The organism is Ralstonia sp. 110700041-2 (genome assembly GCF_056280165.1).
In genome coordinates this window covers 50899-70771 of the sequence record NZ_JBSFAI010000019.1, presented here as the reverse complement: position 1 = coordinate 70771, position 19873 = coordinate 50899, and the positions used below count along the sequence as shown (strand labels likewise).

Annotated in this window: 14 protein-coding genes and 1 pseudogene; 2 read left to right on the top strand and 13 right to left on the bottom strand. The window is 63.4% G+C overall.

All coding sequences use genetic code 11. The annotated features are described in order from the left end of the window. Positions 1-131 precede the first annotated feature (131 nt). Positions 132-887 carry a TetR/AcrR family transcriptional regulator gene (locus ACUXH0_RS23835; RefSeq protein ID WP_182594746.1) on the top strand — a complete coding sequence of 252 codons (756 nt, stop codon included), beginning with the start codon at positions 132-134 and terminating at the stop codon, positions 885-887. Between the two features lie 43 nt (positions 888-930). Here the strand turns inward: ACUXH0_RS23835 and ACUXH0_RS23830 are convergent, their stop codons facing one another. The 6 genes and pseudogenes from ACUXH0_RS23830 to ACUXH0_RS23805 all read right to left on the bottom strand — a co-directional run bounded on the left by ACUXH0_RS23830 (position 931) and on the right by ACUXH0_RS23805 (position 10457). Then, complete coding sequence (locus tag ACUXH0_RS23830; protein WP_182594713.1) at positions 931-1602, bottom strand: PqiC family protein; 672 nt, start codon at positions 1600-1602, stop codon at positions 931-933. Beyond that, positions 1602-3197, bottom strand: coding sequence for a PqiB family protein (locus ACUXH0_RS23825; RefSeq protein WP_024541876.1), 1596 nt, complete (start codon positions 3195-3197; stop codon positions 1602-1604). Before ACUXH0_RS23825 ends, ACUXH0_RS23830 begins: the two co-directional genes overlap by 1 nt. 51 nt (positions 3198-3248) lie before the next feature. Beyond that, positions 3249-4574, bottom strand: a complete 1326-nt coding sequence (locus ACUXH0_RS23820; RefSeq protein ID WP_024541875.1) for a paraquat-inducible protein A — start codon at positions 4572-4574, stop codon at positions 3249-3251. Between the two features lie 87 nt (positions 4575-4661). Beyond that, a complete protein-coding gene (locus ACUXH0_RS23815; protein WP_024541874.1) occupies positions 4662-6125 on the bottom strand; it encodes an efflux transporter outer membrane subunit in 1464 nt (487 codons plus the stop codon). 2 nt (positions 6126-6127) lie between these two features. After that, entirely contained in the window at positions 6128-9295 is a 3168-nt protein-coding gene (locus ACUXH0_RS23810) for an efflux RND transporter permease subunit (RefSeq protein WP_024541873.1), read from the bottom strand. Continuing rightward, positions 9292-10457, bottom strand: a pseudogene (locus ACUXH0_RS23805) (efflux RND transporter periplasmic adaptor subunit). Before ACUXH0_RS23805 ends, ACUXH0_RS23810 begins: the two are co-directional and overlap by 4 nt. A gap of 362 nt (positions 10458-10819) precedes the next feature. On the opposite strand from ACUXH0_RS23805, the gene ACUXH0_RS23800 reads away from it, so the two are divergent. After that, positions 10820-11536 (top strand): TetR/AcrR family transcriptional regulator, encoded by a 717-nt coding sequence (locus ACUXH0_RS23800; protein ID WP_024541871.1) that lies wholly within the window; start codon positions 10820-10822, stop codon positions 11534-11536. 33 nt (positions 11537-11569) lie between these two features. On the opposite strand, the gene ACUXH0_RS23795 is transcribed toward ACUXH0_RS23800, so the two are convergent. The 7 genes from ACUXH0_RS23795 to ACUXH0_RS23765 form a co-directional block, all read right to left on the bottom strand. Continuing rightward, positions 11570-12562: an AI-2E family transporter gene (locus tag ACUXH0_RS23795; protein WP_024541870.1), complete on the bottom strand. Its 993-nt coding sequence runs from the start codon at positions 12560-12562 to the stop codon at positions 11570-11572. Between the two features lie 160 nt (positions 12563-12722). Continuing rightward, positions 12723-13619, bottom strand: coding sequence for a LysR family transcriptional regulator (locus tag ACUXH0_RS23790; RefSeq protein WP_024541869.1), 897 nt, complete (start codon positions 13617-13619; stop codon positions 12723-12725). A 532-nt stretch (positions 13620-14151) separates the two neighbouring features. After that, positions 14152-15531 carry a sensor domain-containing diguanylate cyclase gene (locus tag ACUXH0_RS23785; protein ID WP_024974137.1) on the bottom strand — a complete coding sequence of 460 codons (1380 nt, stop codon included), beginning with the start codon at positions 15529-15531 and terminating at the stop codon, positions 14152-14154. A gap of 146 nt (positions 15532-15677) precedes the next feature. After that, positions 15678-16985, bottom strand: a complete 1308-nt coding sequence (locus tag ACUXH0_RS23780) for a DASH family cryptochrome (protein ID WP_024541867.1) — start codon at positions 16983-16985, stop codon at positions 15678-15680. Beyond that, positions 16982-17146, bottom strand: coding sequence for a DUF2256 domain-containing protein (locus ACUXH0_RS23775; protein WP_170816401.1), 165 nt, complete (start codon positions 17144-17146; stop codon positions 16982-16984). The genes ACUXH0_RS23780 and ACUXH0_RS23775 overlap by 4 nt, the downstream gene beginning before the upstream one ends. Positions 17147-17154: 8 nt before the next feature. Continuing rightward, positions 17155-18705 (bottom strand): cryptochrome/deoxyribodipyrimidine photo-lyase family protein, encoded by a 1551-nt coding sequence (locus tag ACUXH0_RS23770; RefSeq protein ID WP_024541866.1) that lies wholly within the window; start codon positions 18703-18705, stop codon positions 17155-17157. A 184-nt stretch (positions 18706-18889) separates the two neighbouring features. Beyond that, a complete protein-coding gene (locus ACUXH0_RS23765) occupies positions 18890-19750 on the bottom strand; it encodes an alpha/beta hydrolase (protein WP_024541865.1) in 861 nt (286 codons plus the stop codon). Positions 19751-19873 lie beyond the last annotated feature (123 nt).

Genomic DNA, 19873 nt, shown 5'->3' with positions numbered 1-19873 from the left:
TCCGTTTCTTTGTCTACGCCTCAGTCAGGCTTCTTCCGCCTTTTTTTGACATTAAAGTCATGCCTGATGATTTTGTCAATATCGACATTCGAATCTATAATTCCGGCCACGACAAGGACCACCAGACCATCATGGCCACCACCGAGACTCGCCGAACTCCGAAGCGCTCCGTTGCGAAGACGCCTACCCCTGCGGCGCCGGCCGCCGACGAGCGGGAGCCCCGTGGCGCACGGCGTAAGCGGGAAACGCGCGCGCGCTTGCTGGATGCCGCGCTTCGGCTCATGGCTGACCGGGGCATGGAGGGCGTTGCCATCAACGAGATCACCGAGGCGGCGGACGTTGGTTTCGGGTCGTTCTACAACCACTTCGAATCGAAGGAAGCCATCTACGCCGCGCTGGTGAGCGCAGTGTTTGAAGAGTTCGCCGATTCCCTCGACAAGCTGACGGAAGGGCTGTCCGACCCGGCCGAAATCATTTCCGTGTCGGTGCGGCATACGTTGGTCCGGGCGAGGCGCGAGCCTGTGTGGGGACGCTTCCTCATTCGGGAGGGCTTCTCGGCGCGCGTGCTGACGCACGGCCTCGGCCAGCGCCTGCTGCGCGATATCGAGCGCGGCATCGCGGCAAAGCGGTTTGTCGTGGCGGATCCGTTTATCGGATTCCTGTCGGTCGGCGGCACTGTGCTAACCGCCGTCTCGGCTGAACTCAACTTTCTGGCGCCCGATGCGCCGGCCGCGAATATCGTCAAGGAGCTGGGTTTCTCGGGGGAGCATTTCCCCGAACGCACGGCAGCGGCGCTGCTCCAGACGCTGGGGCTCAAGCGCGCTGAAGCCGAAAAAGTGGCCGCCCGGCCGCTGCCCGTTGTGGAGACAGCCGACAGCACAAGCTGACCTGAGCGCCCGCGTTGCAGCGCGGGCGTCTAGGCGAACAACCCTACTTGCCGACGGTACTGGTCGCCGAATCCAGGCAACCTGGCATCGGTCGCACCACCTCTGCCGGTGCGGCAGCGTATGCCAGCAGCGCCTCGGCCATCTGCGAAGCCAGCGCCTTCAGCGCGCGCCGATGGCCCTCTACCACGCCGTCAATACCGGCGGATACGACCTCCTGGACGACGCTGCGGCACGTCAGCAGTTGACGATCTTCCGCGGTGCGCATCGTCCAGACCGCATCGATCAGGACGTGCGAGCCGCGCCAAGCATCAAACCGCTGTACATCCACGGCCACGCGGTAGACGGGCCATCTCCCATCGTATGGAAGGCCGTGCAGGTCCATCGCGCGGATCTGCAACGCCAGCCCGGACGACAGCGCCGCACGAATCTCATCAGCCACGGGCGAAGCCCAGCGGTCCATTTCCAGGACATCGACCTGGCCTGAACCGGCCTGGACGACCAGCCGCCTGCCCGCCACCGACGGCGGAACACGTACCGCCACCACATCGACGAGATACGTTCGCACAGGTGCCTGTGCCGGTGCGGACGCCGCAACGCCATCGGCATCGGCACCGAGCAAGCTATGAAAGCGCGCCGGCGGCGAGCTGCATGCTGCGAGCGCTGCGCAGGCAACCACGCCAGCAAGGGTGCGGCAAATTGGGAGCCACGACACCATCACCGCGCATCTCCTTTCTTGCCAAACAGCAGCGATTCCGGATGGCGTTCCAGATAGTCCGTCAGCGCATTGAGCGATTGAAGCGTGCGCGTCAGTTCCTGCATCGCCTCGTGCACATCCGACTGGAGCGGGGAATCCTGCCGCAAGGTTGCCTGCGCTGCGTTGAAGGTCTGCTGTGCAGACGCCAGTGTGTCCCGCGCCTGAGGCACCACTTCGGTATCCAGATGACCGAATAGGCGGTTTGCATTTTCGAGCGCGCCGTTCAGGTTGCTGCCGATCTTGTCGAACGGCACCTGGTTGAGCTTCTTCGCGATGTCGGCAAGCTGCACCTGCAATTCATCAAGCGAGTTCGGAACCGTCGGCAACTCCACCGGCGACCGATGGACATCGACCGTCGCACGCGGTGCCTTGGGGAACATGTCGAGCGCAACGTACAACTGACCCGTCAGCAGGTTGCCCATGCGAAGCTGCCCACGCAGCCCCTGCATGACCAAGTGCTGCAGCATTTCATGACCGCCCGGCGTGTCGGGCGCAGGAAGCGAGGTGTTGCTGCGCCGGCTGAGCCGCGACGGATACAGCGCCATCACAACACGCATGCTGAACGTTTTCGCCGCCTCGTCGTACTCGATGCCGATGTCGGTGACGTTGCCCAATGCAATGCCGCGCAAATCCACAGGTGCGCCGACAGACAGACCGCGCAGCGACTGGTTGAATCGCATGACCACAGTAAGCGGCGCACCGTCGGGCTCGCGCATCGCATCCGCTTCATCGGACGCCAACTGAAACACAGTGCTGTCCGGCGGCGGTGGCCCATCCGCCTGGCCCTGCGGCGACTGAAACGCCAGCCCGCCAACGATGACGGTGGCCAGCGATTGCGTATTCAGCTTCAGGCCGCTGGAATCGAGCCGGAGGTCGACCCCGCTGGCATGCCACCAGCGCGTGTTGGTCCCGACGTATTTGTCGTAGGGTGCGTTGACGAAGACTTTCACCTGCACGCCCCCGCCCTGCTTGTCCAACGCAAAGCCCACCACTTGCCCCACTTGCAGATGGCGATAGAAGACCGGCGCGCCGATATCGACGGAACCGAGCGAATCGCCGTGCAGCGAGAACTGGCGTCCCTGCTGATCCGTGGTGACGGAAGGCGGACTCTCCAGCCCCACGAACTGGGTCTGGCTGTCTTTGGAATGCCCAATATCCACGCCGATATACGCGCCGGAAAGCAACGTGCCCAGCCCGGATATGCCGCTCGCGCCCACACGCGGTCGGACCACCCAAAACCGGGTGTCCTTGGCCGCAAAGCGCTCGGCTTCGCGCGCCAGCTGAATCTTCACCATCACGCGTTTCAGATCCGGTGTGAGCGAGATGGCTTGTATCGTGCCGATCTCGACGTCCTTGTACTTCACCTTGGTCTTGCCTGCCTCAAGGCCCTCGGCATTGGAAAAGGTGACGGTCACGACAGGGCCTTTCTCGGCGATGGTCTTGGCAACCAGCGCAAGCCCGATCAACGCCGCGATCAGCGGCACGAGCCACACAATGGAAGGGAGCCAACGCCGTGGAGGCGTGATCTCGGGAAGAGGTAGATCGATAGAACGCATTGCTTACAAGGAAGAGAAGACGGACGGACGGACGGAGTGCGCGAGACCCGCTCAGGAATCGTCGTGCGCGGGTGCTTCGTCGGGGATCGGGTCCCAGATAAGCCGGGGGTCGAATTGCATGGAGGCGATCATCGTCAGGATCACCACAGCGCCAAAAGCCAGTGCCCCCGGGCCCGCGGTGATGACAGCGAAGGAGCCGAAGTGCACCAGTGCAACCGTGAGCGCCACCACGAACACATCGAGCATCGACCACCTGCCGATGCGTTCGACAAGGCGATAGAGCCGTGTCCTTTCGTGCGGACGCCACGTGGAGCGCCGATGTGCCGCGAATACCAGCAGCGCAAGAATGGCGAGCTTGAGCATCGGCACCACCACGCTTGCAATAAAGACGACCGCAGCGAGGCCCCAGTCGCCGGAGGTCCAGAAGTACGCCACCCCGCTCAGGATCGTGTCGTCTTCCGAGCGCCCGAGTGAGGTGCTGTGCATCACCGGTAGCAGGTTGGCCGGGATGTACAGCAGCGCGGCAGCCAGGAGCAATGCGGCAGTGCGCGAAACGCTGGCCGGGCGGCGTTCGTGCAAGGCCGTATGGCAACGACGGCACTGCGGATGCGACCCGACGCCATCCAGCTGTTGCACGCTGCCGCACGTGTGGCAGACCACCAGCCCCGCCTGCTTTGCGGAGAGGGCCTGCAGCGAGTCCGCCACGACCGGTTCTTTCAACGACCAGCCAGTTCGCAGTTCGCCAGACGGCGCTGCGCCATCCCCACCCTCAATCTCGTCGCACGCATGCCAGAGCCTGTGCGGATCGAAGCGCGAAACCAGCGCCAGCAGCACCGTCAACGCGCCGAATGCAAACAGGCCTGCACCGGGAATCACGCGCGCGAGGCTGATCATCTTGACCGTCGTGACCAGCACGCCGAGCATGAACACTTCGATCATTCCCCAAGGGCGAAGCCATTGGAGAAAGCGGATGACGAGGCGAAATCCGGGCGGCACACTGCCCGCGCGCAACGGAAGCAACACGTAAAGCAACGCGAGCAATTCCATCGAGGGAAAAAGCGTGGTGGTGAAAAACACGACCGCAGCCACGACGCCCATGTGTCCCGCCCAAAGTGAGGACACTGCGTCAAGCAACGTGGCTTGCGACGTCATCCCCTGGGCCTTGAGGGCAATGATCGGGAAGCATTGCGCGATCACCAGCGTAATGAGCGCAGCCACCGCCATCGCAGCTGCGTTGTCGAGTGTCGGCCGGGCGAGATGGGCGCTGCTCAGGTCGCTCGCACAACGCGAGCATCGGACGTTCAAGCCTTCCAACGGCGGCGGCCGCCGAAACACGCGGTCGCACTCATGGCAGGCAATCAGGTGGGTGGATTCCATGGGCGTGGACGGAGCCAATCGGCATTGCGGGCGAAGCACGGCACTCCACGCGAGTCGCGTGGAGGCCGAGCCCATCCAAAGGCAATGTCAGTCCTTGGCGATCGTCTGGACAGTGTTTGCGGGCAGTTCACCCATGGCCTGCAGCAAGGCAGCCGTGTCGCTCATGCGCCGGCTGGTCGCACGCACGGTGTCGAGTTGCGCATTCAGGTACTGCACCTCGCTCGACTGCTCCGCAGATGCGGGCAGCGCCCCCAAGCGGCGGCGCGAAGCGGTCTCGTTGAAGGCCGTACGCGCAGCCGTCGAAGCCACTTCTGCTGAGGCGAGCGTCTGTGCATCGTTCTCCAGCGCGGCGAGCGTGTCGGCAACGTTTTCAAATGCCGACAAGACCGCCGACTTGTACTGCAGGACCGTTGCGTCATACAGCTCGAGCGTGGCGCGGCGGTGCGCCATCAAGGCGCCGCCGTGGAAGATCGGCTGACTCAGCCCGGCGCCCACGGCCCATAAGCCGCCCGCCCCCGACAGCAGCGCAGGCCAGCTCAACCCACCCCGACCAAGCGAGGCTGTGAGTGACAGGCTCGGGAAAAGCTGTGCGGTGGCCTCGCCTGCGTCTGCAGACGCTGCCCTGACCGCAGCAGCGGCGGCGCGGATATCCGGCCGGGCACGGAGCAGATCCGAGGGTACGGCTACAGGCACCTGGTTCGGCAGCGAAAGGCTGCTGAACTCGGGTACCGCCGGCGCTGCATCCGGTGTGCGGCCCAGCAACACGGCCAACGCGTGGATCGACACCGCACGCTGTTGACGCAACTGCGGCAGCGTCGCCGCCAGCGATGCGGCGCTCTGCGTCGATGCCAGCGCCTGCGCATGCGAGAGCGCCCCCAGCTCGTACCGCCGCAGGCTGTCTCGCGCCGTCGCGTCTGCCACCACAACAAGACGTTCGGTCAAGGCGATCTGCTGGTCCAGCGCGGCCGCGTTGATCACGGCGCCGACAATATTCGCCGCGAGGGCACGCCGTGCTGCCTCCAGTTCGCAGCCACGCACATCCACCCGCGCCGCGCTCGCGGCATTGGCATAGCGCGTGGCACCGAACAGGTCGAAGGTGTAATGCGCCTGTAACTGGCCAACAAACACGTTGTAGCGCAGCGCTTCGGGGCCCACGCCCGTGAGGTTCGGCGTGCGCTGGCGTGCCACCTGCGCCCCGGCGTCCAGGGACGGCAATGTTGATGCACCCACCTGCGCACGCAGTTCCTCCTGGGCGGCGGACAAGGTCTTCTGCGTTGCAGCCAGCGTGGGGTTATTGCGCAGTCCTTCTTCCACCAACGCGTTCAGCGCATCGGAGCGATAGAGCTTCCACCATTGCGGCACCGGCGCGGCGCCCACATCAAACTGCTGGGCAACGCCGGCCGCTTCCACCGTCTTGGCAGGCTGCGTGGTTAAACCGTAATGGTCCGGCGAAGGCGTGGCAGGCGGCACGGCAGTAGGCGCCACGGAGCACGCCGTGAGAGCGAGCACCGACGTTGCGACAAGCGCGCACGTCATACGAGAGCGTTTCATGATCAATTCTCCAGGGCGGCAGTGCCGGCCGAAGGCAGGTCCCGTTCGTCCGGGCGCACCTTGAAACACGCGGCATACAGCGCCGGCAGGAAAAAGATGGTCAGTACCGTGGCGATGGTGATGCCGCCCATCAGCGCGGTGGCCATCGGCCCGAAGAAGCCCGAGCGCAGCAGCGGGATCAGCGCCAGCACGGCGGCAGCGGCCGTCAACATGATGGGCCGGAAGCGCCGCACCGTTGCGCCGATGATGGCGTCGAAGCGCTTTTGGCCCGCCGCGATGTCCTGGTCGATCTGGTCCACCAGGATCACGGAGTTGCGCATGATGATCCCGAACATGGCGATCACCCCGAGCAGCGCCACGAACCCGAATGGCTTGCCGAACAGCAGCAGCGCCGTCACCACGCCAATCAGCCCCAGCGGAGCGGTCAACACGACAATGAACGTGCGCGAGAAGCTCTTGAGCTGGATCATCAGCAGCGTCAGCACGGCAATGATCATCAGGGGCATCTCGGCATTGATCGACGTCTGGCCCTTCACACTCTCTTCCACCGCGCCGCCAATCTGGATGCGATACCCCACGGGCAGCTTGGCGCGTTCTGCGGCCAGGGCCTGATCGATGTCATGCGTCACGCCGATGCCCTGCGCGTTGCCGCGCACGTCTGCCTGCACCGTGATGGTCGGCTGGCGATCGCGTTCCCAGATCACGCCGTACTCGAGCTTGTTCTGCACATGCCCAATCGCACCGAGCGGAACCGGGCCGTTGGGCGTCGGCATGGCCAGGCCGGCGAGCTTGGCGGGGTCGACACGTTCCGTCTTCGGTGCACGCAGATCGACGTTGATCAGCTTGTCACGTTCGCGATACTGCGTGACCGTGTAGCCGGACAGCGTCATGGCGAGGAAGTTGGAGACATCTTCCGACGTCACCCCAAGCTGGCGCGCCTTGATCTGGTCGATCTCGAACGACATCGAACGTTCTGCCGGTTCATCCCAGTCGAACTGCACGTTTTGGGTGCGCGCGTCGGCACGGACCTTCTCGGCCACCTTGTCAGCGATGTTGCGCACGGTGGCAATGTTGTCGCCGCTCACACGGAACTTGATCGGGAAGCCCACGGGCGGGCCGTTCTCGAGTTGGGCCACACGGGTGCGAACGCCGGAGAAATCCTTCTCAAGCGTGGCGCTGAGCCAGCGCGAGAGCGCATCGCGTTCTTCAACGTTCTTGGCCGTGATCACGAACTGGGCGAAGTTCGGCTGCTGAAGCTGCTGGTCCAGCGGCAGATAGAAGCGCGGGGCGCCGGTGCCGACGTAATCGACAAAGTGTTCGATCTCTTTTCGGCCATCCAGGGCTTTCTCCAGACGTTTTGCCTCGCGCAGCGTGGCGTCAAACGACGCCCCTTCCGGCAAGCGAAGGTCCACCAGCAGTTCGGGCCGTTCCGAGTTCGGGAAGAACTGCTGGGGCACAAGGGTGAAAGCTGCCATGGCCAGCGCAAACAGCAAGGCAGTCACACCCAGGACCGCCCATCGGCGCCCGATGCAGAACGAGATCCACCCCGACAGGCGCTGATAAAAGCCGGTGTTGTAGATATCGTGGTCATGGCCATGTTCAGAAGCGCCGTTCTTGTGCTCGAGCAGCATGTGATAGCCCAGCAGCGGTACCAGGACCACGGCAGCAAACCACGAAACGATCAGCGAGATGGCCGACACCTCGAAGATCGAGCGCGTGTACTCGCCCGTGCTCGACTTGGCCAGCGCGATCGGGAGGAAGCCGGACACCGTCACCAGCGTGCCAGTCAACATCGGGAATGCCGTGCTCGAGTAGGCGAAAGCAGCGGCGCGCAAGCGGCTCCATCCCTGCTCCAGCTTCACGGCCATCATCTCGACGGCAATAATCGCGTCATCAACAAGCAAGCCGAGTGCAAGCACGAGTGTGCCCAGCGAAACCTTGTCCAAACCAATACCGAACATGTGCATGCACAGCGCCGTGATGGCCAGCACGATCGGGATGGAGATCACTACCACCATGCCGGTGCGCAGGCCCAACGACACAAGGCTGACCACCAGAACAATCGCCACGGCTTCACCAACCGACCTCACGAACTCGTCCACCGAGTGCTTGACGGCATGCGGCATGCTGGAAACCGCAGACAGCTTCAGCCCTGCCGGCAGCGTCGCCTGCAGTTCGCCCGCCGTGGCGTCGAGCGCTTTGCCGAGGTCGATCACATCGCCGCCCTTCTGCATCGTCACGCCAATGCCAAGCACTGCACGGCCGTTGGTGCGCATCTGCGTCACGGGCGGGTCGTCATAGCCGCGGGTGATCTTGGCGATATCGCCCAGCCGGAAGGTCCGCTTGTTCACGGTGATCAACATGTCGGACAGCGCCTGCACATCCTTGAACGCGCCGGTCGGTCGTACGAATACGCGGTCATCGGCGGTCGTGATCGTGCCGACCGGTGCCACGGTGTTCTGTGCGTCGATGGCCTGTGCGATCTGCTGCGGCGTGATGGCGAGCCGGGTCAGTTGCGCATTGGAGATTTCGATGAAGACGTGCTCCGCCGGATCACCGAAGTAGTCCACCTTGGCGACGCCCGGCACGCGCAGCAGGACGGTGCGCAGCTTGTCTGCATAGTCGTGCAGTTGTGCCGGCGAGAAGCCGTCGCCTTCGAGCGCGTAGATGTTGGTGTAGACATCACCGAACTCATCGTTGAAGAACGGTCCGACCGTGCCCTTGGGCAACGTCGCGCGGATGTCGCCCACTTTCTTTCGCACCTGATACCAGGTCTCCGGCACGTCCTTCACGGGGGCGGCGTCTTTCATGGCGAAGAAGATCATCGACTCGCCGGGACGCGAGTAGCTCTTGATGTTGTCGACATACGGTGCAGCCTGAAGCTGGCGCCCGATGCGGTCGGTAATTTGCTCCTGGACTTCGCGCGCAGTTGCACCCGGCCAGTATGTCTGGATCACCATTGTCCGGAAGGTGAACGGCGGATCTTCAGACTGTGCAAGATGTGTGTAGCCAATGACGCCAAAAAGCGTCGCCAGGCCGATCAGGAAGATCACCAGCTGCTGGTGGCGTAGTGCCCAGGCCGACAGGTTGAAGCCGCCCTCGTCCGCCTGAGATGCAGACGCCGTAACCGGGGCCGTGCCTCGCACGGTTTCGCGATCATCGGCGCTCATGATGCAAAGTCCTCAGGGTGCAGCGGGGCAACCACTTGTACGTGTTGACCGGCATTGACGGCATGCACGCCCTGCATCACTACGCGATCACCGTCGTGCAAGCCGGAAGCGACCAGCACGCTGCGCTCGTCGTAACGCGCGATGGTGACGGGGCGCAATTCCAAGGTATCTGTGTTCGCGCGCACCACCCAGACCGCAGGCTCTTCGCCACGGTGAAAGAGTGCGGTGACGGGCAGCTTGAACGGGCGCGAGGCTCCCGCCTCGCCCGTGGCATCGAAGGCGATATTGGCGGTCATGCCCATGCGCACCGCTGCGTTTGGCGCCACGAGCGACAGCTTGACGCGCCACGTACGGCTTTGCGGATCGGCCGTCGGCGATACCTCGCGCACGCGCGCCTCGAAGCTTTGCGAAGGCGCGGCGGGGAGGCTCACGCGAGCCTTGCTTCCGACGGTCAGCGAGGACAGCGCGCTCTCCGGTGCATCGCAAACGATGTCGACGTCACCCGTCCAATCGAGGTGATAGATCGATTGACCCGCCTGGACATTCTGGCCGGTGTCCGCATCTTCCGAGGTGATGACGCCATCGTGGTCGGCCACCAGCGTTGCGTAGCGCAGGCGATGCCAACGAGTGCGGCCTGTGCCCGCGCGGAATCGCGTTGCGCAAGCGCGGATGCGTAGGCGTCCTGCGTCTGCTCCATCTGCGCCGGCGCAATCAGGTTCGCCTGCGACTGCGCACGGTCGCGGTCAAGCTGTTGCTTGGCGTAGACCAGCCGGTGTTCAGCGGCTTCCAGTTGCGCCCGTGCGTTGGCGAGGTCGTTGCGCAGATCAGCCTGGTCGAGCATCGCCAGCACCTGACCTTGCTTGACGGTATCGCCGATGCGCACGCGGCGCTCGACCACTTTGCCGGCAACACGGAACGACAGCGGCGTGGAGTACCGCGCCTGCACTTGCCCCGGCAGTGTGTTGGCGACGGCGTTGCCGTCCGGGTGCAGCGTCAGCGCAACGACCGGTTTGGGCGCGCTGACCAGGGTTTCGCTGTGGTGGCAGCCCGCGAGCAGCACAGCGCAGCAGGCGGCAATGACAAGAGGCGCTCGTTTGGAACGCCCGACGACGGACAAGTGGGGGCGCGCTGTCGTTTGCGCATGACGACCAGGATGTTTCACGATGTTTCCAAGCAAGTGATGGCCTAACGAACAATGGGTAACGCACATCCCGCAGCCGCGCTTCTTCTGCGCGGTCGGCTCTCGGGCTACGCGTCACGGAACTCGGATGTCGGGTACGCGAGTCGCCTGTCTCCACGGCGTTCAGGAACCACTTCTCGGCGAATGGCTGCACTCAGCCGGCAAGCAACGGCGGACGGCTCTCTGGCCTTTTTCGCCGGGGGCTTGCCCCATCACCGCGTCCTAACTCAGGGCGCATCACCCTGATCGACCCTACATTTCGACATTAAACTCATAACTGATATTATTGTCAACTATGACGCAAGACACTATCATCCTCGAGGAGAACACCATTCCAGACCCCTATGCGGAACCTCACGAATCGCGTGGCAGAAGGCTGCCGCGAGCGGCGCGGCACCCGGCGCAAACAGGAAACACGGGCACGTCTGCTTCACGCGGCGCTGTTGCTGCTGTCTGAGCGGAACATTGAGCGCGTCGCCATCAACGAGATCACCGAAGCCGCCGATGTGGGCTTCGGTTCGTTCTATAACCACTTCGAATCGAAGGAAGGGCTCTTTGCCGCCGTGATCGACTGGGCGTTTGAGGACTTTGCTGACAAGCTGGATGCCATTGCGCATGGCCTGACCGATCCGGCCGAGGTCATCGCTATCGCGGTCCGTCACACGTTGCTGCGGGCGCAGCGCGAACCGGCCTGGGGCCGGCTGCTGATGCGCGAAGGCGTGTCTACACGCGCCCTGACGCGCGGCCTGGGCTTGCGCCTGCTACGCGACAGCAAGCGCGGGCTTGCCGCCAAGCGCTTTGTGGTGGCCGATCCGCTGACCAGCGTGCTTTCTGTGATTGGGACAGTGCTCGCCGGTGTTGCGGCCGAGCTGCACTTTACGGCGGCACCGGCGGTTCCCGGGCGCAGCCGTCAGGCGGCTGCGGTTCGCGTCGAGCATTTGGCCGAACGTGCGGCCGTCTTCGTACTCCAGGCACTGGGCGTCAAGCGTGCTGAAGCGGAAAGAATCGCGCAACTGCCGCTACCGGAAGTCAGGGACGGTAACGCGGCAGCCGCCATGTGAGCCCTCGCGCTGTCTGGCGAGGGCGCGCATCGATCAGGCGTGATAGAGCTCGCTCGCCAGATAGCGGTGGCGCAGTTCCCGTAGCGCGGCTGCAAGAACGGCGCTGGCAGGCAAAGCCAGCAGCACGCCAAAGAATCCGAACAGGTGACCGAACGCCAGCAACGCAAAGATCACGGCCAACGGGTGCAAGCCAATGCGCTCGCCAATCAAGCGCGGCGTGAGGAAGACGTTTTCTAGGATCTGGCCCAGGCCATACACCACAGCAACGGCGCCGATGCCGTAAAGATCGCCAAACTGAAGCACGGCGGCCAACACGGCAAGCGCAAGGCCCGCGGCAAATCCGACATAGGGAATGAACACCGCCAAGCCAGTAAACAACCCCAGCGGCAAGGCAATCTCGAAGCCGGCCAGCGTCAAGGCGATGGGGTAAAACGCGGCCAACACGACCATCACCAAAAGCTGCCCGCGCAGGTATTGCGACAGCATCCGATCAATGTCGATGACGAACGCCTGCGTCTTGGCAAGCCACCGACGGGGGACAAGGCTTTCCATACGCCGAAACATCTGGTGGCGGTCGTAAAGCAGATAGAACAGCACCAGCGGAACCAGCACCACGTTGCCCACGACGGTCAACATCGCGTTGCCGCTTGTGCGCAGGTATTGCCAGATGGCAATGGCGGAGTTGCCTTCACCACCATAGCGCGGTCTGGTCAGCAGATCGCGCAAATGTGGCAGATCCAGGTCGACGCCAAGCCCAAAAACGGCCAGCTTCGGCTGCAACCAGGCATTCAGCGTGGCAAGCAGCGCAGGAATTTTCGCCTGGAGTTGCGGACCTTCGGTCTGGACGACGGCGAACATCAGCGTAACGAGCAGCGCCGCCATCGCGGCAAAGCACAGGATCATCGCCAACGCGGCGATCCAGCGGGGCAATCCCCGACGCGCCAGCCACTCCACCCCCGGCTGCAACATGTAGGCGATCAGCGCGCCCAGCAGGAACGGGGTCAACACCGGCCGCAGTGCCCACATGAGGACACCGATTGCAAGCGCGACAAGGCCCCACAGCCAGGCCTGGCGGCGTATCAGAGCGGACACCAGTGTTCTCGATAGACGCGCGCTACCCTGGGGATGGACGTTGCACCGTTCGCAATGGGAAGCGGCGCTCACCCGAGAAGACGGAACCCGCAACTCATTTCTCCTCAAAGTACGCGACAGCGTGGTCAATAAATGCCCTGACTCTGGCGGGAACCATCGTTCGGCTCATGTAAGCGAGGCGCACCTCCGCTGCGGTATCCAGGATTTCATGATCGCCAAGCAATCGGACGAGGCGCCCTTCTCGCAGATCGTCTTCAAGCAGCGCCAATGGCAACAGCCCCATGCCGAGTCCGGCGAGTACGACTTCACGGTTGAATGCCGCGTTGTTCGAGGTGATTTCGTACCGTAGTGGAACCACGAGCGGCGCGCCGTCCGCGCGGAACGTCACGATGGGCTTATGCACGGAAGGCGGTACGGTGACGAAGACGTGATCAGACAGATCGACCGGGTGAGACGGGCGCACATGCGATTCCAAGTAGTTGGGTGCAGCGACGATTGCCAAAGGCAAGCGCTGCAGCATGCGAGTCACGGCCAAATCGGTTGCCAGCATGAAGGGCAATACCAAGCCGATGTCATAGCCCTCGGTCGCAAGGTCGACAACGCCCTCCGCCAACGTCACATCCACCATGAGGTTTGGATGCATCCGCTTGAAGGACGAGACCAGTGGGGCCAGCCACGCAGACGTTGCCGACGTATGGGCGACCAGCCGCAGTACGCCAACAGGTAAATGGCCTTGGCTGCGGGCATCAGATTCAAGGCAGTCCAGATCGTCGAGCACACGGCAGCATCCGTCATAAAACCTGTGCGCTGCGTCCGTCAGCGAGAACTGCTTTGTCGAGCGGTGGAACAGGCGCGCCCCAAGCCGCTGTTCCAGGGAAGTGATCGCTCTTGAAACGACGGCCGGCGATACCCCAAGCATCTGCCCCGCCCGTCTGAAGTTTCTGACCTCAACGATCGTACGAAAGAGCCGCAAGCTCTCGAAATGATCCATATGCACCTCGAACAAGGCTCGCAGATACGGCGCACGTTGACGCGGCAGCTAAAACCCATGCGCTATTGAACGCGCTCAACTCCATAGCAGCCGGCGTTCTCGACCCCGGTTCCATCGCGAGCATGCGTAATTTAGTCATATCTGATACTAATGTCAATTATGACATACGAAGCCAAAAAAGAGGTGACTGCTTCCCGAGGAGTGTATGGCCAGAAGGTGGATGAGATGAAGGCCGCTCTCCGCTCGCCGACTGCGACGAGGGGCCTATGCGGGCTGATAAAGGCTTGCCCCGCCTGGCCTCGACAGACTTGCCGCCCTCTTCTTAGGCACCCCGATTCTTCATAAACCAATGAGTTAGAACGCCCCTTCCCGACAGACTTTATTTTTACGGATCACGCGCCGTGCAATCGCTGATGCCGCGAGCCGAGACGTCGGTTATGCATCGCATTCCACGCAGGACCGATTCGCGTCAGGGCGCGCCAAGCATGTTGTGGGGAAAGTCCCGAATGGGTGGCCCTGCCGCGAGACCGCGCTAGCGCACCATCACCGCATTCCTGCCCGCGCGTTTTGCGTCGTAGAGGGCCATATCGGCTTGCATCAGTGCTTCAGATGTCGCGTCTGCGACCGGCGCGTGATCTGCGGACGGGGCGTAGGCAGCCACGCCAATGCTGACGGTCACGACACCGCGAACGGAGGGCGCAGGCAGGGCGGCCTGTTCGACCGCGCGACGCACCTGCTCGGCGATGACCTTGGCGCGTGAACGCTCAGTGTCTGCCAACAAAACGACAAACTCTTCGCCGCCATAGCGCGCCACCAAGTCGGTCGGGCGCTTTCCCGCAACGCGCGAGAGGATGTTGGCAACCTCGACAAGACATGCGTCGCCCCTGCCATGCCCGTATGTGTCGTTGATCTGCTTGAAATGGTCGATGTCGATCATGAGCACCGACAGCGGTTGCCCCGTACGCCGCGCGCGTTTCGATTCGGCCGCCCAGCATCTGTCGAATGCTTGACGATTGCCGACCTGCGTCAGACCGTCCAGCAACGACTGCCGCTCAAGCCTGTGATTCGCAGCCATCAGCGCCCGATATAGCCGTGTGAAATCCGCAATCAGCATCGACAGTACAACCGCCGAGGACACCACACTGAGCAGCCGTGCCGCGTACCATCCCAGCGTATAACGAGCGCCACCATGCAGGGTCAACAACGAGTCGGCCAAGCCGACAGCAAGCGCCACAGTGACCCAGACATCCACCGAGCGCCGGAGTCTGGTCAGCGCCAAATAGCCTGCAAGCGCAATGATGTTCGATCCGATCACGGGAACACCCAGGATGCGAACGAGGTTGACGTATGTCCCGCCCTGGATGAGCGGCGGTAAATAGTCGGTGCCCCAGATACAAATCGGCACCACGGCCGCTGCTGAAATCGGTCCCACCCACGGCAATGTTCGCAACGCCAGCGTGAGCAGAGGGCTCGAGCGTCCGCGTTCATGGCAATACCGGCTCAGCGCCGCGAGCAGCAGCAACAGGGGATATCCGGAATGCCAGAAGGTCCATAGCCACACCGCGGATTGAGGGCCGGCTCCGAGCAGACCGTCGGCACTGAATATGCCCGGGAACGTGGGCAATTGTGCAGCCGCCAGAAATGCCGCAAAAAAGTAGGCCCCGGCGAGCGCCCCATAAAAAGGCGTCTGGGCAAGGCGGGCACGCTGAAACAGCAAGTAGCCGGTCAGCCCTTCACTGAGGACGACCACCGTCAGGAACATGGGAAGAAACGGCCTGACCTCCGGCAACGCGCCTCGCGCATTACTGAAGACGATTACAGCCACGGCAACAATCATGGCGATGATCAGCGCGGCTGTGAGAATCTCGGTTCGCGAAGGCCGACCACTTTCCAGTTGTACTGCTTCAGTCATGTCGTGCTAACTCGGGGTGTCGATGTGAATAATCGACGCGACATGCGCAGTCTTTAGCCCGTGCGCTGCCTGGGTGATCTCCAGCTCATGTCCGGACCCGTCGTTCCCGGCCGGCGCTTGCGTTCCGGGGCGTTGGACGCCGCGCACTATCGCGCCGCCCATAGATGGAGATAAGACCCATCGGGGTCGTATTCGGAGGCCTGCTTGCGGACGTTGAACCGCCTGCCACCACGTGGGTCTGTGCCGCGCCCCGCGATATACAGCCAATTGCCCTGATTGCTGTACACGTCGTAGTCGACGAGTTGGGATTCGAACCACGCGGCACCGGCACGCCAGTCGCCTCCCAGCTCATGCACGAGGTAGCTGGCGACCACCTGTCTGAGCCTGTTGCTGAGGTAGCCGGTGGTATCCAGCTCGCGCATCGCGGCATCGACTAGCGGCTCGCCGGTCGATGCATGACGCCAGCGCTCGAAGCCCTGCGCATCTCGGCGCTCGGCGTGCTGCCGCACATCAGCGAGACCGCGCGCGCGGTACAGCCGAGACCCATGCTTGAGATGCAGAAAGCGGAAATAGTCTCGCCACAGCAGCTCGAACCATAGCCAGTAGCTCCCGTCGCTCTGCCCATGCGACTGCTCGAACTGCTGCAGCTCTGCCATCACACGTCGGGGCGACAACGCACCGGTGGCCAGCCACGGCGACCATTTGCTCGAGAAGTCCAGACCAGCCAAGGCGTTGCGCGTGCGCTTGTACGTGTGAGGCAACTTGCGCTGCAGGTATCTGGCCAGGTGCCGAAGCCCCGCCGTCTCCCCTCCATCAAACTCCGGCGTGCCGTACGGAAACGACGTGCGCGAATCCGCCGACAGCGTTTCGTTTGCAACGTGGGCCGGCGCGCGCAGCAGCCCGGGTGGAATGATGACGCCTGAGGGCCATGGCGGAAGGTGGGTTGGCGGTGGCAGAGGCGTCGAAGGTGCAATCCGCGCTTGTTCGAGCGCTTGCCTGAATGTTGTGAAAACAGCCGGCAGCGATTGAACCGGCCACGGCAGCGCAAGCGGATCGATCAGGCTACTCTGCCAGACGGTCTGCACGTGCAAACCCGCGCTTCGCACTTCGGCCACGTCTGCCTGCTCGTACGGCGCGGCGATGTCTTCGCAAAACACAGCGCTGGCGCCCACGGCATGCGCCAATGCGGGCAGAACCTTCCCAGGCGGCCCGTAGCACTCGACCAACCGGTTGCCAAGATCGACCAACTGGCGGCTCAGATCGCGGAGCGCCGCCGCAAGTACGGCCCGGCGGTGAACACCCACACGTGCGAAGCCCCACAGCGTTTGCGCTTCGTAGTCGGCATGGCAGTAGACCGGGACGAGGTGCGTGGCCCCGCTCTCGCACGCGGCACGCAGTGCCGGCTGGTCGTGCAGTCGCAGATCGCTGCGGAACCAGAACAACACGGTGCTCAACGCGCCTCTCCATGCTGTGCCCTGCCCTGCTTGCCTTGTCTGCGACAACGTTCCGAGCAGTACTTCACCGCATCCCAGTCCCGCGCCCACTTTTTGCGCCAGGTGAATGACAAGCCGCAGTGCATGCAGCGCTTGTCCGGCAGGTTCAGCTTCTTGTGCATCGGCGCATTCAAAAGTCGAGACTGAGTTGCGAATGCGCGGACGCATTCTCACGTGGGTTGCTGACACGGTCACGGCGCAAGCGCGAAGCGTGCCTCTTTACGATGGCCTCGTTGGCGACGTGAACTTCCGGCCGCGCACGCAACGCATGGACGCGCATCTTGGCCTGCCGCGTTGCTGCCACAAGGTCGACCAGCGGAACGGGGATGTCTTCGCCCACCCGCACACCGCAGCGCGCCTGCACATCGGGCGGCATGCGCCAAGGCTGCAAGAGCCAAGCATCGGGCACGCGGCGCAGGGCCGGCAGCCAGCGCCTGACAAACCGGCCATGCGGGTCCTGGTCCTGCGCCTGCTTGATCGGGTTGTAGACGCGCGTGGTGTTAATGCCGGTGGTGCCGGCTTGCATCTGCATCTGGCTCCAGTGAATTCCCGGCTCGTAATCGATGAACTGCCGGGCCAGCCAAACGCCCACCGGCCGCCAATGCAGCCATAGCGGGTAGGAAGCCACGGAGACAAGCATGGCCCGCATGCGAAAGTTGATCCATCCGGTCTCTCTCAGCATGGCAACACAGGCGTCCACCATCGGCCAGCCGGTGCGCCCGGCGACCAGGGCGGCAAAGTGGGTTGCGTTCCATGCGTCTTCGCGCAGGCCGTCGTAGCCGCGGTGCAGATTGCGGAACTCGATGGCGGGTTCGGATTCCAGCTTCTGGATGAAGTGGCAATGCCAATGCAGGCGGCTGACAAACGCAGCCAGCCCCTTACGCTGCCACACCGCATCCTCGTCTGTGCTGGCCCTGAGCTGGAGCACGCGTTGCTCGGTGGCCTGTACCACTTCGCGCATGCCGAGGCATCCGTATGCCAGGTAAGGAGACAGACGTGAGCAGGCGCTCGGCGCCGTCAAAGGCGAAGAGATGCCGCCCCGATAGTTCCGGCTTCGCTCGAACAGGAAATCGCGCAGCACTTCGCTGCCGCGCGCGCGTCCACCGCGCTGGCGGCGAGGTGGGGCATGTGTATCCAAGCCGAGGGCCTCGCACCCAGGCCAGTCCATCGCCGGCCATGGCAGCATGACATCGCTAAGGGCGCCCACCCCGGGCGCAGGCACGCAGGGCGCGTACATATGTTCCGCCCAGCGGTCGTGCCAGACGTCTCGCATCGGCAAGCGCCGCACCACGCCGTGCTGGGGCCACTCGCGCCAGGTTACGCCGTGATCGAGGCACCAGCGTGCGACGGCCTTGTCGCGCGCGAACGTATGACCGTTGCCGGTTTCCTCGTGAGACACCAGGTGACTGAAGGCCGCGGCCGCATGCAGCCGCCCGAATACCTCCGTCACTTCGCCCACGGCGACTTGCAACCGTGCGCCGCATGCACGCAGTTGCTGCGCAAGATCGTGCAGGCATTCCTGGATAAAGAGATAGTGCTGGGATGCGGCGTCCGGCTGCGCCCACAGGCTTGGCTCGATGACGTACAAACACAAGACTTTTCCCCGGCGCGCGGCGTGGACCAGCGGGGCGTGGTCGTGCACCCGCAGGTCGCGCTTGAACCAGACGATGGTGTAGCTCATTGATCTTCAGCGGCTTGCAGCGCGGCTTGATCGCGTCGCCTGAGTATAAGGACGCCGGGTCCCGCAATGAACGACCCACCGCGCTGGCCGAGCACGAATTTCCAACGCATTACCAATTCAAATCGCCCCGCCACGTCGTTGAAAAACGTTTCGTGATCTGGCGAGGCGAAGCTCCAAATTACGCTCAGGCGTTGGCCACAAAGCGCGCCACATCTGAAAGCACAGGCCCGAGAAACTGCAGCGGCGAGGCCAGTGCGGCCACGAGTGTTTTATGGTCCAGGCGCGGGTAGACCTTGAGTTCCACGGGGTGCCGATACTCGGTCAGGCGTTCGGCGAGTGAAAGCGTATTTCGCCGGACATCCACATATGCATCGTGCTCGCCGGTGAGCAGCAACGCCGGGGGCAACCAATCCTGGCGCACGTGGAACAACGGCTGGCTATCCGCTGTTTCATTCGGATGGTTGAACACGGGCCGCACGTCGGCCGCTTGAATCGGCAGGAAGTTGTAAGGACCGGCCATGCCGATCCAGCCCGACAGCGTTTCAATGCGCAAACCCTGCATCGCCAACCAGCGGCTGTCGGTTGCCAGCATCGCGGCGTTGTAGGCGCCTGCGCTGTGCCCGGCAACGAACAAGCGCGCGTCGGCATAGCCCTGCCGATCCAGCCACCGTCGGGCAAAGGCCGTGGCGGCGGCACAGTCAAGCAGGAAGTCCGGGTAGCGCACCTCGGGATACAGCCTGTAGTCAGCAACCATTGCGATCGACCCAGCCGCGGCCAACGCTTCGCCAACGAACGCGTAATCCTTGCGGTCGCCCTCTCGCCACGATCCGCCGTAGAAGAAAACAACCGCCCGGGGCGGCCCTTCCATCGGGCGAACCGGCCGGTAGACGTCCAGCCTTTGCCGCGGATGTGCGCCGTAGGGCAGGCCAAGCGCCGGCACACTTGCGTCGGACGTAGACACAGCGTTGAGAACATCCAGGGCCGAACACCCTGCCAGGCTCGCCAACGCGGTTCCCATCCATGCTCGACGGGTCACGCCACGCATCGGCATCCTCCATGCGGCACCAAAGCCGGGCGAACGCGCAGATGGCGGTCAGTGCCGCCCATGCTCGATGGGATATGGATCAAGTGGAAGCGCATACAGTTTCAGGTCAAGGCAAGACGTTCG

Coding starts and splice junctions, on each gene's coding strand:
- ACUXH0_RS23795 (WP_024541870.1), bottom strand. CDS start 12,562: ATGTGGGCACTGCGGCCGGTGTTGACCCCGTTCCTGCTGGGCGCGCTG.
- ACUXH0_RS23830 (WP_182594713.1), bottom strand. CDS start 1,602: ATGGTGTCGTGGCTCCCAATTTGCCGCACCCTTGCTGGCGTGGTTGCC.
- ACUXH0_RS23815 (WP_024541874.1), bottom strand. CDS start 6,125: ATGAAACGCTCTCGTATGACGTGCGCGCTTGTCGCAACGTCGGTGCTC.
- ACUXH0_RS23765 (WP_024541865.1), bottom strand. CDS start 19,750: ATGCGTGGCGTGACCCGTCGAGCATGGATGGGAACCGCGTTGGCGAGC.
- ACUXH0_RS23810 (WP_024541873.1), bottom strand. CDS start 9,295: ATGAGCGCCGATGATCGCGAAACCGTGCGAGGCACGGCCCCGGTTACG.
- ACUXH0_RS23790 (WP_024541869.1), bottom strand. CDS start 13,619: ATGGATCATTTCGAGAGCTTGCGGCTCTTTCGTACGATCGTTGAGGTC.
- ACUXH0_RS23785 (WP_024974137.1), bottom strand. CDS start 15,531: ATGACTGAAGCAGTACAACTGGAAAGTGGTCGGCCTTCGCGAACCGAG.
- ACUXH0_RS23770 (WP_024541866.1), bottom strand. CDS start 18,705: ATGAGCTACACCATCGTCTGGTTCAAGCGCGACCTGCGGGTGCACGAC.
- ACUXH0_RS23835 (WP_182594746.1), top strand. CDS start 132: ATGGCCACCACCGAGACTCGCCGAACTCCGAAGCGCTCCGTTGCGAAG.
- ACUXH0_RS23800 (WP_024541871.1), top strand. CDS start 10,820: ATGCGGAACCTCACGAATCGCGTGGCAGAAGGCTGCCGCGAGCGGCGC.
- ACUXH0_RS23820 (WP_024541875.1), bottom strand. CDS start 4,574: ATGGAATCCACCCACCTGATTGCCTGCCATGAGTGCGACCGCGTGTTT.
- ACUXH0_RS23775 (WP_170816401.1), bottom strand. CDS start 17,146: ATGCACAAGAAGCTGAACCTGCCGGACAAGCGCTGCATGCACTGCGGC.
- ACUXH0_RS23825 (WP_024541876.1), bottom strand. CDS start 3,197: ATGCGTTCTATCGATCTACCTCTTCCCGAGATCACGCCTCCACGGCGT.